A 14,179-nucleotide genomic window follows, 5' to 3' on the forward strand; every position below is an offset into this window, starting at 1 on the left:
GATCCTCACTTGGCCGCGCCGGCGGTGCCCATGACCTGCAGATAGGCCACCACGGCATCCATCTCGGTCTTGCCCTTGACGTCGTCGGCGGCCTTGGCCACTTCTTCGTCGGTGTAGGGCACGCCCACCATGCGCAAGGCATTCATCTTGGGCGCCATGTCGGCCGGATTGACGGCCGCATTCACGAGCCACGGATAGGCCGGCATGTTCGACTCGGGCACCAGGTCACGCGGATTGGTCAGGTGGATGCGATGCCATTCGTCGCTGTACTTGCCGCCCACGCGGTGCAGGTCGGGACCGGTGCGCTTGCTGCCCCACTGGAAGGGGTGGTCATAGACGAACTCGCCGGCCTGCGAGTAGGGGCCGTAGCGCAGCGTCTCGGAGCGGAACGGACGGATCATCTGCGAGTGGCAGTTGTAGCAACCCTCGCGGATGTAGACGTCGCGGCCGGCCAGCTGCAGCGCGGTATAGGGCTTCAGGCCCTCGATCGGCTGGGTGGTCGAGCGCTGGAAGAACAGCGGCACGATCTCGACGAGACCGCCCCAGATGATGGTCAGCAGCACCAGCACGATCATCAGGAAGTTGCTGGTCTCGATCTTCTCGTGACCACCAACGGGAGTGTTTGCATTAGCCATGTTGTCTTGACTCCGGTTGGCTCAGGCGTGGGCCGCCACGAGCGGGATCGGTGCGGCTTCGGCGCGGCCGTTGCGCACCGTCATCACGGTGTTCCAGGCCATGATGATCATGCCGCCCAGATAGAGCAGACCACCGGCGACGCGGATCACGTAGAACGGATAGGTCGCCTTGACGCTCTCGACGAAGCTGTAGACCAGCGTGCCGTCGGGGTTGACCGCGCGCCACATCAGGCCCTGCATCACGCCGGCAATCCACATCGCGGCGATGTAGAGCACGATGCCGATGGTCGCCACCCAGAAGTGCAGCTCGATGGCACGCACGCTGTACATGGCCTTGCGACCGAACATGCGCGGGATCAGGTAGTACAGCGCGCCCATCGACACCAGGCCGACCCAGCCCAGCGCACCCGAGTGCACGTGGCCGACGGTCCAGTCGGTGTAGTGGGACAGTGCGTTGACGGTCTTGATCGACATCATCGGACCTTCGAAGGTCGACATGCCGTAGAACGACAGCGAGACGATCAGGAACTTCAGGATCGGGTCGTCACGCAGTTTGTGCCAGGCACCCGACAGGGTCATGATGCCGTTGATCATGCCGCCCCAGCTCGGCGCCAGCAGCACCAGCGAGAACACCATGCCCACGCTCTGCGCCCAGTCGGGCAGCGCGGTGTAGTGCAGGTGGTGCGGGCCGGCCCACATGTAGGTGAAGATCAGGGCCCAGAAGTGCACGATCGACAGGCGATACGAATACACCGGGCGCTCGGCCTGCTTGGGGATGTAGTAGTACATGATCCCCAGGAAGCCCGCGGTCAGGAAGAAGCCCACCGCGTTGTGGCCGTACCACCACTGCACCATCGCGTCCTGCACGCCGGCGTAGGCCGAGTAGGACTTGGTCAGGCTGACCGGGATGGCCGCGCTGTTGACGATGTGCAGCAGCGCCACGGCGAGGATGAAGGCGCCGAAGAACCAGTTCGCCACGTAGATGTGGCGCACCTTGCGGATGCCCACCGTGCCGAAGAACACGATGGCGTACGAAACCCAGACGACGGCGATCAGCAGGTCGATCGGCCATTCGAGTTCGGCGTATTCCTTGCCCTGGGTGTAGCCCAGCGGCAGCGAGACGGCCGCAGCCAGGATCACCAGCTGCCAGCCCCAGAAGGTGAACTGGGCCAGCGCCGGCAGGAACAGCCGGGTCTGGCAGGTGCGCTGCACCACGTGGTAGCTGGTGGCAAACAGCACGCAGCCGCCGAAGGCGAAGATCACCGCATTGGTGTGCAGCGGTCGAAGTCGACCGTAACTGAGCCAGGAAATGCCGAAGTTGAGTTCGGGCCAGGCCAGCTGGGAGGCGACGATCACGCCGACCAGCATGCCCACCACGCCCCATAACACCGCGGCCAGGGCAAATTGCCTGACCACGGCATCGGTGTAGACGGGGCGAGCCGTCTGTGAATTCAAAGCCATTGATTGCTCCTTGGAAGCTTTTTCGTCCGGGATCTGCGCATTCTTTGTCAGCTTGTTACCGACCTGCTTGATCGGTATCAACCTCGGCAGGCTCGTCGCGCAACAGGCGCTCGCCCTGTCGCTCCATGTCGTCAAACTGGCCCGACTTCAGGGCCCAGGCAAACACGGCCAGGATCGCGAAGACCAGCACCACCGACAGAGGGACGAGCAGGAAAAGGATGTCCATGATTCAGGCCGGTGCACCGACCGCTCGAGGGCCGGTCACCGCGCTTTGGGATTGCATGTCTGAAGTGTTGCGTGCAAGCCGCAGTGCATTCAGAACCACGACCAGCGAACTCGCTGCCATGCCGATTCCGGCCAACCAGGGCGGCAACCAGCCGACCAGTGCCAGCGGCACACACGCCAGGTTGTATGCAAAGGCCCACCGCAGGTTCTGGCGCACGATGCGCATCGTACGGTGTGCAGTCCGGTGCAAAACTGACAGATCGCCGATCCGGTCGGACAACATGATCACGTCGGCGCGCGCCTGCGCCAGCGCGGCCGCGCTGCCCATCGCGATCGAGACGTCGGCACGCGCGAGCACCGGCGCATCGTTGATGCCGTCGCCCACCATCGCGACCCGCTCGCCGCTGCGCTGCAGGCGCTCGACCGCCTCGAGCTTGTCCTGCGGGCTGCACCGGGCCTGGAAGTGCGCAAGGCCCAACTGACGCGCCAGACGCTCGACGCTGCCGGGCTGATCGCCCGACAGCAGGTGCAGCTGCAGACCTTCGGCATCGAGCGCTGCCACGCCGCGCTCGGCATCGGCGCGCAGCTGTTCGTCGAACTCGACGTGCAGCATCGGCTGCCAGCCGTCGACCGATTGACGCGCCAGCCAGACGGACGGACGCTCGATCAGCCCTGGCTGATCCGGCGACACCGCCTCCGTTGTCGACACACCACACCAGAGCGCATGACCCAACCGCCAGGTCGTTGCGTCCAGCCCCTGCGTGACGGCAACGGCCTGCAGACCCGCCCCGGGCTGTTCGATCACGTCACGCCAGGCAGGCACCGACCCGGCGACCGCCGGGGCAGGCTCGACCGAGCGTGCCAGCGCCTGCGCCAGCGGATGGCGCGACTGGGCCGCCAGCGAGGCGGCCAGGGCCTGCAAGGCCTCGGTGGAGGGGCCGTCGAGCGCAGCGGACGGCCGCCTGACGGCGGCAAGCGTGAGGCGGTCTTCGGTCAGCGTGCCGGTCTTGTCGAACACCAGATGGCGCACCCGCGTGAGTGCCTCGAGGGCATCCAGGCGCTGCACCAGGATGCCGCGCCGCGCCAGCTGGCCGGCAGCAGCCAGCCAGGCCACCGGCGCACCGAGCGACAGCGCGCAGGGACAGGTGACGATCAGCACCGACACCGCCACCCAGATCGCCTTGTGCGGGTCGATGAACGACCACGCGACATACGCGCCGCCGGCCAGCAGCAGCACCACCCACAGAAACGGGCCGGCGATGCGGTCGGCGCTGATCAGGTACGACGGCCGCCCGGTGAGCGCGCGCTCGACCAGCTCGACGATGCGCTGGAAGCGGGTCTGCGCGCCCAGCCGGGTCACGCGCACCGACACCGGGGCGCCGAGGTTGAGGCAACCAGCAGCCACCTCGTCGCCCGGGCCACGCTCGACCGGGCGCGATTCGCCGGTCAGCATGGCCTCGTCGACCTGGGTGCGGCCTTCGAGCACCACGCCGTCGGCGGCAAAGGCCTGGCCGACGTGCACCCGGATGTGGTCGCCGATGGCCAGCTCGGCCGCGGTGACGAGCGTGGCCTGGCCGTCGTCGCCCAGACGCTCGACCGCATCGGGCAGGCGCCGCATGACGGCATCGAGCGACTGCGCGGCGCGTGCGCGGGCCTGGCTCTCGAGCAGGCGGGCGCCGAGCAGGAAGCTCACGAACATCGTCAGCGAATCGAAATAGACGTCGCTGCCGGCCAGCGCCGCCTGCTCGAAGGTGGCGATCGAACTGGCCACGAAGGTGACGACGATGCCCAGCACCACCGGCACGTCCATGCCGATGCGGCGCTCGCGCAGGGCGCGCCAGGCGCCCTTGAAGAACGGCGAGGCGGCAAACAGCACCACCGGCACGCTCAGCACCCAGCTGGCCCAGCGCAACAGGCGCACCATGTCGTCGGTCATGTCGCCGGGCTCGGCCACATAGGCGGGGGTGGCGTACATCATCACCTGCATCATGCAGAAGGCCGCCACGAACAGGCGCCAGATCGCCCGGCGGGACTCGCGTGCGGCCAGCGCGACGGCCTCGGCGCCGGTGTCCGGGAAGGCGCCGTAACCGGCCCTGCGCACCGCCTCGACCAGGGTCGAGATGCGGGTGCGTGCCGGATCCCACACCACCACTGCGCGCTGCGCGGCGCCGTTGACCTCGACCGACGCGACGCCCTCGACGCGCTGCAGCGCGTCCTCGATCAGGCCACCGCAGGCGGCACAATGCAGTCCGCTCAGCAACAGCCGCGAGCGGCCGCGTCTCTCGCCTGATTCGGTCTCGATCCACTGCGTGCACACCTCCAGCGACGACGGCGCATCGACGGCGGCCACCTGTGTGGCGCTCAACGCCGCGACAGCCGCAGGAGCGGCCATCTTGTAGGAAGGCGGATTGGGGGCAGGCATGTCTATCGATCAGGAACAGCAACCCGACGGGGCGCGAGCGGCGACTGGCATTGTTCAGACACTTTGACACACCCAGCATGATCCAAATCAAGAATGACATCCTGACCATCAAGGACAACCCGACCTGTCGTGGCCACGCGACGGCGGCGGCGCGGATCCTTCGGCGGGTGGGGGCCGGCATCCTCGCGCTGCTGCTGAGCGCAGGCGCGGTGACGGCAGGCGCCCAGGAAAGCGCACAGAAGCTCGAGACGATCCGCCTCAACGCCGGCATGCACCTGATCACCGCCGAGGTGGCACAGACCCCCGCGCAGCGCCAGATCGGCCTGATGCACCGCCCGAGCATGCCGGCCAACGACGGCATGCTGTTCGTCTTCGAGGAGCGTGGCATGCACTGCTTCTGGATGAAGAACACGCTGCTGCCGCTGGCGATCGCCTTCATCGCCGACGACGGCCGCATCGTCAACATCGCCGAGATGCAGGCCGGCAGCGAGGCCTCGCACTGCCCGCGCCAGCCGGTGCGCTACGCACTGGAGATGAACCAGGGCTGGTTCGCCAAACGCGGTTTCAAGGCCGGCGCCCGGATCGACGGCGGCCCGTTTCCGGTTCGTTGAACGCCACGCCAGACGCCGCTTCATATTCCGAAACGCCATAAGCATCATCTGAATATGTAGTTTGCTTATAAGCATCGGGTGCCTAGAGTTCGACCCTCAAGAACGCCATCACGGCGTAAGGCGAACTCATGCAATGGATACACGCGATTGACTGGCTGGCCATCCTCAGCGGTTTCGGCATCGGCCTGATCGTGGGCGTGACCGGCGTGGGGGGTGGCTCGCTGATGACGCCGCTGCTGATCTCGGTCTTCCATCTCGACAAGGCGGTGGCCATCGGCACCGACCTCTGGTTTGCCGGCCTGACCAAGGTGTCGGGTTCGTGGGCGCACCACCGCCACGGCCATGTCGACTACCGCATCGTCGCCCTCCTGCTGGGAGGCAGCATCCCGGCGTCGATCGCCACCACCGCCTACATGCACACGATCGGCATGAGCAAGCAGGCCGACAGCACGCTCAGCTACGCGCTGGGCATCGCGCTGGTGCTGACGGCGGTGACCATCATCTTCCGCCCGGTCTGGTACCGCGTCGGCCTGTACCTGGAGCGCTGGATCACGCCGTCGCGGCAGACCTGGCTGACGGTGCTGTGCGGCCTGATCCTGGGCGTGCTGGTGTCGCTGAGCTCGATCGGCGCCGGCGCACTCGGCGCCACCATGATCCTGATGCTCTACCCGCGACTGAGCACGGTGCGGCTGGTGGGTTCGGACATCGCCCATGCCGTGCCGCTGACCATCGTGGCCGGCATCGGCCACGCCACGCTCGGCAACGTGCACTGGGCGCTGCTGCTCGAACTGCTGGTCGGCTCGGTGCCGGCGATCTGGCTGGGCGCGCGCCTGACCAAGGTGCTGCCCGACCTGTTCACGCGCATGGCCTTGTGTGTATCGCTGTTGTTCGCCGCCCGCAAAATCCTGTTGAGTGTCTGACGCGCAGCCCGCGCCGCCGCCCTCGCCCCGTTACCCTGCCCGCCCTCGCGGGCCTCACGACCCGCCTGACGCCATGTACCAGTACACCCCTTTCGACCGCCAGTTCGTGCATGCCCGCGCGGCGCAGTTCCGTGACCAGCTCGAGCGCAACCTGGCCGGCACGCTGGGCGATGACGAGTTCCGTGCCCTGCGCCTGCAGAACGGCTGGTACATCCAGCGCCATGCGCCGATGCTGCGCGTGGCCGTGCCCTACGGCGAGCTCAACAGCGCCCAGCTGCGCGCGATGGCCGACATCGCCCGCAAGCACGACCGCGGCTACACCCACTTCACCACCCGCCAGAACGTCCAGTACAACTGGATCCCGCTGCCGCAGGCTGCCGACGTGATGGACAAGCTGGCCGCCGTCGACATGCACGGCATCCAGACCAGCGGCAACTGCATCCGCAACATCACCAGCGACGCGCTGGCCGGCGTGGCCGCCGACGAGGCGATCGACCCGCGTCCCTACTGCGAAATCATGCGCCAGTGGAGCACGCTGCACCCCGAGTTCGCCCACCTGCCGCGCAAGTTCAAGATCGCCGTCAGCGGCGCCACCGAGGACCGCGCCGCCACCGGCTGGCACGACATCGGCCTGGTGCTGCGCAAGAACGAAGCCGGCGAGATCGGTTTCCAGGTGCGCGTGGGCGGCGGCATGGGCCGCACGCCGATCATCGGCTCGGTGATCAGCGAGTTCGTGCCCTGGCAGCAGATCCTCGTGTTCATCGAGGCCGTGGTGCGGGTCTACAACCGCTACGGCCGGCGCGACAACGCCTACAAGGCGCGCATCAAGATCCTCGTCAAGGCCGAAGGCCAGAAGTTCTTCGACGCCGTTGCGGTCGAATTCAAGAACATCCTGGAGCGCGACCTCGACGGCAGCGCCCACCTCATCACGCAGGCCGAATTCGACCGCGTCAACGCCTGCTTCGTGCGCCCGGCCGGCGTGGTGGCGCAGCCCGAAGTGGCCGCTGCCGCCGACCTGCCGCTGGCCTACCGCCGCTGGCTCGAACGCAACGTGCACGCACACCAGGTGGCCGGCTACCGCGCCGTGACGCTGTCGGTCAAGCGCGCCGGCCAGGCGCCCGGCGACGTCACCGACGCTCAGATGGACCAGGCCGCCGATCTGGCCGACGTCTACAGCTGCGGCGAGCTGCGTGTCACGCACGACCAGAACCTGCTGCTGCCGTGGGTCAAGGCCGCCGACCTGCCGGCGCTGTACGAAGCCGCCAAGGCCGCCGGCTACGCCACGCCCAACATCGGCCTGCTGACCGACATGATCGCCTGCCCGGGCGGCGACTTCTGCGCGCTGGCCAATGCGCGCTCGATTCCCGTCGCGGCCGAGATCACCGAGCGTTTCGACGACCTCGACGAAGTCTTCGACCTCGGCGACATCGACCTGCACATCAGCGGCTGCATCAACTCCTGCGGCCACCACCACAGCGGCCACATCGGCGTGCTCGGCGTCGACAAGGACGGCACCGAGTGGTATCAGCTGACGCTGGCCGGCTCGGACGGCTCGAACCACGCGCCCACCGCCGTCACCGGCAAGGTGATCGGCCCGTCGTTCGCAGCCAGCGAGGTCGTGGATGCGATCGAGGCCATCCTCGACGTCTACCGCGCCGAGCGCACGGCCGGCGAGAAGTTCATCGACGCCGTCAAGCGCCTGGGTCTGGAGCCGTTCAAGGCCGCCGCCAACGCCCGGCGCACCGCCACCGCACGCCATTCGGACACCGCCGAAGCCTGAAACAGCCCACGAAGCGACGCACCATGAAGTTCATCGACACCCATCGCGACGCCTGGCACACCGCCCTCGGCGAAGACGGCCCGACGCCGCACCCGATCGCCCGTGAAGGCCTGCTGCTCACGCTCGAACAATGGCACGCCGTGCGCGACACCTGGCCCGCGGGCCTGCGCACCGGGCTGATGCTGGGCAACAACGCCGACGTCGAAGACATCGCCGACGACCTGCCGCGCCTGGCGCTGATCGTGCTGAACTTCCCCAAGTGGGTCGACGGCCGCGCCTACAGCCAGGCCCGCCTGCTGCGCTCGCGTTACCGCTACACCGGCGAAGTGCGCGCCACCGGCGAGGTGCTGGTCGACATGATGCAGCTGCTGCATCGCACCGGCTTCGACGCCGTGGTGCTGCGCCATGACCAGTCGGTCGAGGTGGCCGAGCGGGCTTTGAGCTTCTTCGCCGGCCACTACCAGGGCGACGTGGGCGAGACCCGCCCGGTGTTCGTGCGCCCGGCCAGCGAGGCCTGGACGCCACGCGACGAATTCCTGAACGAAGGGGCTTCGATATGAGCGCGATCGACCTGTACGCCCGTCACACCGCCGGTTTCGAGGAGCGCCTGGCCGCCACGCTGCAGACCCTGCGTGACGCCGCCGCGGCGCACCCGGGCCGCGTCGTGCAGTCGACCAGCCTGGGCGCCGAGGACATGGTCATCACCGACCTGATCGCCCGTCACCAGCTGCCGATCGCGATCGGGACGCTCGAGACCGGCGCGCTGCATGCCGAGACAGTGGCGCTGATCGGCCGCATCGAACAGCGTTACGGCGTGGCCGTGGAGGTCTACAAGCCGGTCGCCGACGCGGTGATCGAGTTCGTGCGCAAGAACGGCGACAAGGCGATGTACGAAAGCCTCGCGCTGCGCAAGGGCTGCTGCGGCATCCGCAAGCTCGAACCGCTGGGCCGCATGCTGGCGCCGCGCACCGCGTGGATCACCGGCCTGCGCCGCGAGCAGAGCAACAACCGCGGCGAGATGCAGCGCATCGAGGCCGACGACGCCGGCCGCGCCAAGATCAACGCGCTGATCGACTGGAGCTGGAACGACGTCTGGCATTACATCCAGCAGAACGACGTGCCCTACAACCCGCTGCACGACCAGTTCATGCCCAGCATCGGCTGCGCGCCCTGCACCCGCGCCATCGGCGTGGGCGAGGACTTCCGCGCCGGCCGCTGGTGGTGGGAAGACGAAGCGGCCAAGGAGTGCGGACTGCACGTCCACCAGGTCGAGCCGCTGCCGGCGCGCTGATCCCGGCGCCCGCAGCTCCCGACCGCACGACAATCGCGAAACATGAACGCCCCCACCACCATGACCCAACTGCTTCCTGAAGTGGATCACCGCCACCTCGACGCGCTGGAAGAAGAAGCGATCTTCATCCTGCGCGAAGTCGCCGGCGCCTTCGAGCGCCCCGGCCTGCTGTTCTCCAGCGGCAAGGATTCCTGCGTCGTCCTGCACCTGGCCGAGAAGGCCTTCAAGCGCAAGCTGAGCGCCGCGGGCGAGCGCCCGCGCTTCGCCGGCAAGCTGCCGTTTCCGCTGGTGCACGTCGACACCGGTCACAACTTCCCGGAAGTGATCAGCTTCCGCGACGAGCGCATCGCCGAGATGGGCGAGCGCCTGATCGTCGGCCACCTCGAAGACTCGATGAAGCGCGGCACCATCCGCCTGGCCCATCCGCTGGAATCGCGCAACGGCCACCAGACGGTGACGCTGCTCGAGACCATCGAGGAGCACCGCTTCGACTGCATGATCGGCGGCGCACGGCGTGACGAGGAAAAGGCGCGCGCCAAGGAGCGCATCTTTTCGCACCGCGACAGCTTCGGCCAGTGGCAGCCCAAGGAGCAGCGCCCCGAGCTGTGGAACCTGTTCAACACCCGCATCAAGCCGGGCGAGCACTTCCGGGCATTTCCGATCAGCAACTGGACCGAACTCGACGTCTGGCTCTACATCGAGCGCGAGAAGATCCCGCTGCCGCACATCTACTACACCCACAAGCGCGAGATCTACCGCCGCAAGGGCCTGCTGGTGCCGGTGACCGACGTGACGCCGCCGGACGCGAGCGACGTGATCGAGACGGTCGACGTGCGCTTTCGCACCGTCGGCGACATGACCTGCACCTGCCCGGTCGAGAGCGATGCCTCGACCACCGCCGACATCGTCGCCGAGACGCTGCAGGTCACCGTCTCCGAGCGTGGCGCCACCCGCATGGACGACCGCACCTCCGAGGCCTCGATGGAGCGCCGCAAGAAGGAAGGCTATTTCTGACGGCCCCCACGCTCACTGGCGTTCGCTGCCCCCGAGGGGGCTCGTGCAGCGGACCGGCAGAGCCGGATCCACGCACGCGACTTGATGAAGACGGAATACCTCATGACCACTGCACACATTGATGCGGCTGACGAACTGGCCCACAAGGCGCTGCGCTTCCTGACCGCCGGCAGCGTCGACGACGGCAAGAGCACGCTGATCGGCCGCCTGCTGTTCGACAGCCGCGGCATCCTGGCCGACAAGCTCGACGCGCTGGAGAAGCGCGCCGCCGGCGCGCCGATCGACCTGTCGCTGCTGACCGACGGCCTCGAGGCCGAGCGCGAGCAGGGCATCACGATCGACGTGGCCTACCAGTACTTCGCCACCAAGACGCGCAAGTTCATCATCGCCGACGCCCCCGGCCACGAGCAGTACACCCGCAACATGGTGACGGCTGCGGCCGGAAGCGATGCCGCGGTGGTGCTGGTCGACATCACCAAGCTCGACACCCGCGTGCCTGACGTCGTGCTGCTGCCGCAGACGCGCCGCCACAGCCTGCTGGCGCGCCTGCTGCGCGTGCCGAGCATCGTGTTCGCGATCAACAAGCTCGACGCGATCGAGGTCGGCACGCAGGCCGCGTTCGACGCCGTCGCCCGCGCGCTGAACCAGTTCGCGCTCGAAGCCGGCATCACCGTGCGCGGCATCGTGCCGGTGTCGGCGCTGCGCGGCGACAACGTCGCCACGCCGTCGGCCAACTGGGACTGGTACACCGGCCCGACGCTGCTGCAGATCCTCGAGAGCCTGCCCGTCACGGACGAGGCACATGACGGCAACCTGCTGCTGCCGGTGCAGTACGTCGCCCGCGACGAAGGCGAAGGCACGGGCCACCAGCACCGCGTGATGTGGGGCCGCATCGCCCACGGCAGCGTCAAGGCCGGCGACACGGTGCAGATCTTCCCGAGCGGCGAGACCGCCGTGGTCGCCGCCGTGCGCCACGCCGGCAGCGATGTCGACGGCTGCGAGGCGGGCCAGTCAGCCGGCCTGGTGCTCGATCGCCAGGTCGACGTGTCGCGCGGCGACTGGATCTTCACGCCCGGCAGCAGTGCCACGAAGCAGGAGTTCAAGGCGACACTGGCCTGGCTCGACACCGAGCCGGCCGTGATCGGCCGCAAGTACTGGGTGCGCCACGGCAACCGCTGGGTGCAGGCGCGCATCACGAGCATCGATCACCGGCTCGACATCAACACGCTCGAAGAGCTGGATGCGCACCAGCTGGCGGTCAACGAGATCGGCCACGTGCAGATCCAGACCCAGCAGGCGCTGCCGGTCGAGGCCTACGCGGCCAACCGCGTCGGCGGTGCGCTGATCGTGGTCGATCCGACCACCAACCGCACCAGCGGCGCGCTGCTGGTCAACGCGACCGCCTGAACCGCATGGCCCGCGTCGTCTTCATCGGTGCCGGACCCGGCGCGGCTGACCTGATCACCGTGCGCGGCCTGGCGCGCCTGCGCGAGGCGCAGGTGGTGCTGTTCGACGCCCTCACCGATCCGGCGCTGCGTGACGCCGCGCCCGATGCGCGCTGGATCGACGTCGGCAAACGCGGTTTCAGCGCCGACAGCACCGGCCAGCAGCGCATCAACGAGCTGCTGGTGGCCGAAGCGCAATCGACCGAACGGGTCGTGCGGCTCAAGGGCGGCGACCCGAGCGTGTTCGGCCGGCTCGAAGAAGAGCTGCAGGCCCTGGCGGCTGCCGGCATCGAGGCCGAGGTGGTGCCCGGCATCACCGCGGCGGTGGCCGCCGCTGCATTGACACAACGGCCGCTGACGCGCCGCGGTGTCGGCCGCAGCGTGGCGTTCAGCACCGCGATGACGCAGCACGGCGAACTCGAAGCCCGCCGCAGCGCCGACACCGAAGTGTTCTACATGGCCGGCCGCCAGCTCGACAGCCTGGCGCACAAGCTGCTAGAAGTCGGCTGGGCCGCGTCGACGCCGGCGCTGGTGGTCTCGCGTGCCGGCTGGCCCGACCAGCGCATCAGCACCCTCACGGTCGGCAGCCTCGGCCAGGCGGTGGCCGATCACGCCGGCCTGCCGACCATCGTGACGGTCGGCGCCGGCGCGGTCGCCATCACGGATGCCGCAGCGCAACGTCCCGACTGAAGTCCTTGTGCTTGACCGGCATCAATTCAGCAACCGGCACTGCGCAGCTTAAAATCTGCGTTGATGTTCGTTGCTGTCGGCGTTGTCTGAAGCAAGCACCCACCCACTCCAACTCTCTTGTGTCATGACCCACGTCGTCACCGAATCGTGCATCCGCTGCAAGTACACCGACTGTGTCGATGTGTGCCCGGTCGATTGCTTCCGCGAAGGCCCCAACTTCCTGGTCATCGACCCGGATGAATGCATCGATTGCGCGGTCTGCATCCCCGAATGCCCGGTCAACGCCATCCTGCCCGAGGAAGACGTGCCGGCCGATCAGATGAAGTTCATCGCCATCAACGCCGAGCTGTCGCCCAAGTGGCCGAGCATCACCAAGCGCAAGGCAGCGCTGCCCGATGCCGACGAATGGAAAGACCGCAAGGACAAGCTCGGCGAGCTCAAGCGCTGAGCCGGCCACGCACTGCCCTCGACTGCGGCCGCAGCATGCCCTTCGATCCCAACCGGCTCGCCTGACGTTGCAACCGACACGTCAGACCCCGTCTGCCACCGCCGCCATTTCTGGCGGCGGTGGCGCTTCTGCCGGGGCGATCGAAACCGACGCGCTGGTCATCGGCGCCGGGCCGGTCGGCCTGTTCCAGGTCTTCCAGCTCGGTCTGCAGGATCTGCGCTGTCATGTCGTCGACGTGCTCTCGCAGCCGGGCGGCCAGTGCGCCGAGCTCTACCCGGCCAAGCCGATCTACGACATCCCGGCACTGCCGGTGTGCAGCGGCACCGAACTGGTCGAGCGCCTGCTGCAACAGGTGGCGCCTTTCGACCCGGTGCTGCACCTCGGCCAGGAGGTCGAGTCGCTCGCCCCGCGCGCCGATGGTCGCTTCGACATCGGCACCTCGGCCGGCACGCAGTTCATCGCCCGCGCCGTCTTCATCGCCGCGGGCGTGGGGGCCTTTTCGCCGCGGCGACTCAAGCTGCCGGGGCTCGACACGCTGGCCGCCAGCTGCGTGAGCCATCAGGCGCCCGATGTGTCGGCTTGCCAGGGCCAGACGGTGCTGGTGCACGGCGGCGACGACCGGGCGCTCGATTGGGCCTGCCGGCTGGCCGAACACGGCGTGGCGGTCAGCCTGCTGTATCGCCGCGATGTCTATCCGGCGGCGCCGGAACAGGTCCGACGGCTGGAACTGCTGGCCAGCCAGGGCCGCGTGACGCGCCGGGTCGGCCAGCCGACGCAGGCCCGTGCCGATGCAGCCGGCCAGCTGACGGGCGTCGACCATCTCGACCCCTCCGGCCAAACGCATCACGAGCCGGCGACGCGGCTGTTCGTCAGCCTCGGACTCAGCCCGCGGCTGGGGCCGCTGAGCAGCTGGGGCCTGCAGATGGAGCGCAAGCTGCTGGACGTCGAGCCGTCGCGCTTCGAGACCAGCCTGCCGGGCGTCTACGCGGTGGGCGACATCAACAGCTATCCGGGCAAGCTCAAGCTGATCGTCTGCGGCTTCCACGAGGCCACGCTGGCCGCCTGGGCGGCCGCGCACCGGTTGCGTCCCGATGCGCCGCATCACCTCGAATACACCACCAGCAGCGCACGCCTGCAGCGCCTGCTGGGCGTGCTGCCACGAGGAGCCGAATGAGACACGCGGCGCTCGTCCACCCGTGCGGCGCCTGCCCGCGCCCGAGCCGATACCGGCCGTCGG

Annotated in this window: 14 protein-coding genes; 10 read left to right on the plus strand and 4 right to left on the minus strand. The window is 68.2% G+C overall.

Going from position 1 to position 14,179, the window contains the following annotated elements:
- Positions 1-5 precede the first annotated feature (5 nt).
- The 4 genes from ccoO to LCHO_RS13910 are packed head-to-tail and all read right to left on the minus strand — an operon-like array spanning position 6 to position 4,743.
- Complete coding sequence (gene ccoO, locus LCHO_RS13895; RefSeq protein WP_012347797.1) at positions 6-635, minus strand: cytochrome-c oxidase, cbb3-type subunit II; 630 nt, start codon at positions 633-635, stop codon at positions 6-8.
- Positions 636-656: 21 nt separating this feature from the next.
- Entirely contained in the window at positions 657-2,096 is a 1,440-nt protein-coding gene (gene ccoN, locus LCHO_RS13900; RefSeq protein ID WP_012347798.1) for a cytochrome-c oxidase, cbb3-type subunit I, read from the minus strand.
- A 55-nt stretch (positions 2,097-2,151) separates the two neighbouring features.
- On the minus strand, positions 2,152-2,322 hold the full coding sequence (ccoS, locus tag LCHO_RS13905) for a cbb3-type cytochrome oxidase assembly protein CcoS (RefSeq protein WP_012347799.1): 171 nt from the start codon (positions 2,320-2,322) through the stop codon (positions 2,152-2,154).
- A gap of 3 nt (positions 2,323-2,325) precedes the next feature.
- Complete coding sequence (locus LCHO_RS13910; protein ID WP_012347800.1) at positions 2,326-4,743, minus strand: heavy metal translocating P-type ATPase; 2,418 nt, start codon at positions 4,741-4,743, stop codon at positions 2,326-2,328.
- A gap of 77 nt (positions 4,744-4,820) precedes the next feature.
- Here LCHO_RS13910 and LCHO_RS13915 point away from each other — a divergent pair, with 77 nt between their 5' ends.
- The 10 genes from LCHO_RS13915 (at position 4,821) to LCHO_RS13960 (ending at position 14,116) form a co-directional block, all read left to right on the plus strand.
- The gene (locus tag LCHO_RS13915) at positions 4,821-5,354 is read left to right on the plus strand and encodes a DUF192 domain-containing protein (RefSeq protein WP_012347801.1); all 534 of its coding nucleotides are present in this window, start codon (positions 4,821-4,823) and stop codon (positions 5,352-5,354) included.
- 128 nt (positions 5,355-5,482) lie between these two features.
- On the plus strand, positions 5,483-6,274 hold the full coding sequence (locus LCHO_RS13920; RefSeq protein ID WP_012347802.1) for a sulfite exporter TauE/SafE family protein: 792 nt from the start codon (positions 5,483-5,485) through the stop codon (positions 6,272-6,274).
- A 73-nt stretch (positions 6,275-6,347) separates the two neighbouring features.
- Positions 6,348-8,054: a nitrite/sulfite reductase gene (locus tag LCHO_RS13925; RefSeq protein WP_012347803.1), complete on the plus strand. Its 1,707-nt coding sequence runs from the start codon at positions 6,348-6,350 to the stop codon at positions 8,052-8,054.
- Positions 8,055-8,077: 23 nt separating this feature from the next.
- Entirely contained in the window at positions 8,078-8,614 is a 537-nt protein-coding gene (locus tag LCHO_RS13930) for a DUF934 domain-containing protein (protein WP_012347804.1), read from the plus strand.
- Complete coding sequence (locus LCHO_RS13935; protein WP_012347805.1) at positions 8,611-9,345, plus strand: phosphoadenylyl-sulfate reductase; 735 nt, start codon at positions 8,611-8,613, stop codon at positions 9,343-9,345. Before LCHO_RS13930 ends, LCHO_RS13935 begins: the two co-directional genes overlap by 4 nt.
- A gap of 42 nt (positions 9,346-9,387) precedes the next feature.
- Positions 9,388-10,359, plus strand: a complete 972-nt coding sequence (gene cysD / locus LCHO_RS13940; RefSeq protein WP_012347806.1) for a sulfate adenylyltransferase subunit CysD — start codon at positions 9,388-9,390, stop codon at positions 10,357-10,359.
- 102 nt (positions 10,360-10,461) lie between these two features.
- Entirely contained in the window at positions 10,462-11,766 is a 1,305-nt protein-coding gene (locus LCHO_RS13945; protein WP_043705449.1) for a sulfate adenylyltransferase subunit 1, read from the plus strand.
- Between the two features lie 5 nt (positions 11,767-11,771).
- Positions 11,772-12,494, plus strand: a complete 723-nt coding sequence (gene cobA / locus LCHO_RS13950; RefSeq protein WP_012347808.1) for a uroporphyrinogen-III C-methyltransferase — start codon at positions 11,772-11,774, stop codon at positions 12,492-12,494.
- 124 nt (positions 12,495-12,618) lie between these two features.
- Positions 12,619-12,942, plus strand: a complete 324-nt coding sequence (gene fdxA / locus LCHO_RS13955) for a ferredoxin FdxA (RefSeq protein ID WP_012347809.1) — start codon at positions 12,619-12,621, stop codon at positions 12,940-12,942.
- Positions 12,943-13,048: 106 nt separating this feature from the next.
- Positions 13,049-14,116 carry an NAD(P)/FAD-dependent oxidoreductase gene (locus LCHO_RS13960; protein WP_083772814.1) on the plus strand — a complete coding sequence of 356 codons (1,068 nt, stop codon included), beginning with the start codon at positions 13,049-13,051 and terminating at the stop codon, positions 14,114-14,116.
- Positions 14,117-14,179: the final 63 nt, after the last annotated feature.

Source organism: Leptothrix cholodnii SP-6 (genome assembly GCF_000019785.1).
GTDB classification, from domain to species: Bacteria; Pseudomonadota; Gammaproteobacteria; order Burkholderiales; family Burkholderiaceae_C; genus Sphaerotilus; species Sphaerotilus cholodnii.

Bases quoted from the DNA above. Each gene is read 5' to 3' on its own strand.
- cobA (WP_012347808.1), top strand. From the start codon at position 11,772: ATGGCCCGCGTCGTCTTCATCGGTGCCGGACCCGGCGCGGCTGACCTG.
- LCHO_RS13935 (WP_012347805.1), top strand. From the start codon at position 8,611: ATGAGCGCGATCGACCTGTACGCCCGTCACACCGCCGGTTTCGAGGAG.
- ccoN (WP_012347798.1), bottom strand. From the start codon at position 2,096: ATGGCTTTGAATTCACAGACGGCTCGCCCCGTCTACACCGATGCCGTG.
- LCHO_RS13945 (WP_043705449.1), top strand. From the start codon at position 10,462: ATGACCACTGCACACATTGATGCGGCTGACGAACTGGCCCACAAGGCG.
- LCHO_RS13920 (WP_012347802.1), top strand. From the start codon at position 5,483: ATGCAATGGATACACGCGATTGACTGGCTGGCCATCCTCAGCGGTTTC.
- LCHO_RS13925 (WP_012347803.1), top strand. From the start codon at position 6,348: ATGTACCAGTACACCCCTTTCGACCGCCAGTTCGTGCATGCCCGCGCG.
- ccoS (WP_012347799.1), bottom strand. From the start codon at position 2,322: ATGGACATCCTTTTCCTGCTCGTCCCTCTGTCGGTGGTGCTGGTCTTC.
- ccoO (WP_012347797.1), bottom strand. From the start codon at position 635: ATGGCTAATGCAAACACTCCCGTTGGTGGTCACGAGAAGATCGAGACC.
- LCHO_RS13910 (WP_012347800.1), bottom strand. From the start codon at position 4,743: ATGCCTGCCCCCAATCCGCCTTCCTACAAGATGGCCGCTCCTGCGGCT.
- LCHO_RS13930 (WP_012347804.1), top strand. From the start codon at position 8,078: ATGAAGTTCATCGACACCCATCGCGACGCCTGGCACACCGCCCTCGGC.
- cysD (WP_012347806.1), top strand. From the start codon at position 9,388: ATGAACGCCCCCACCACCATGACCCAACTGCTTCCTGAAGTGGATCAC.
- fdxA (WP_012347809.1), top strand. From the start codon at position 12,619: ATGACCCACGTCGTCACCGAATCGTGCATCCGCTGCAAGTACACCGAC.
- LCHO_RS13915 (WP_012347801.1), top strand. From the start codon at position 4,821: ATGATCCAAATCAAGAATGACATCCTGACCATCAAGGACAACCCGACC.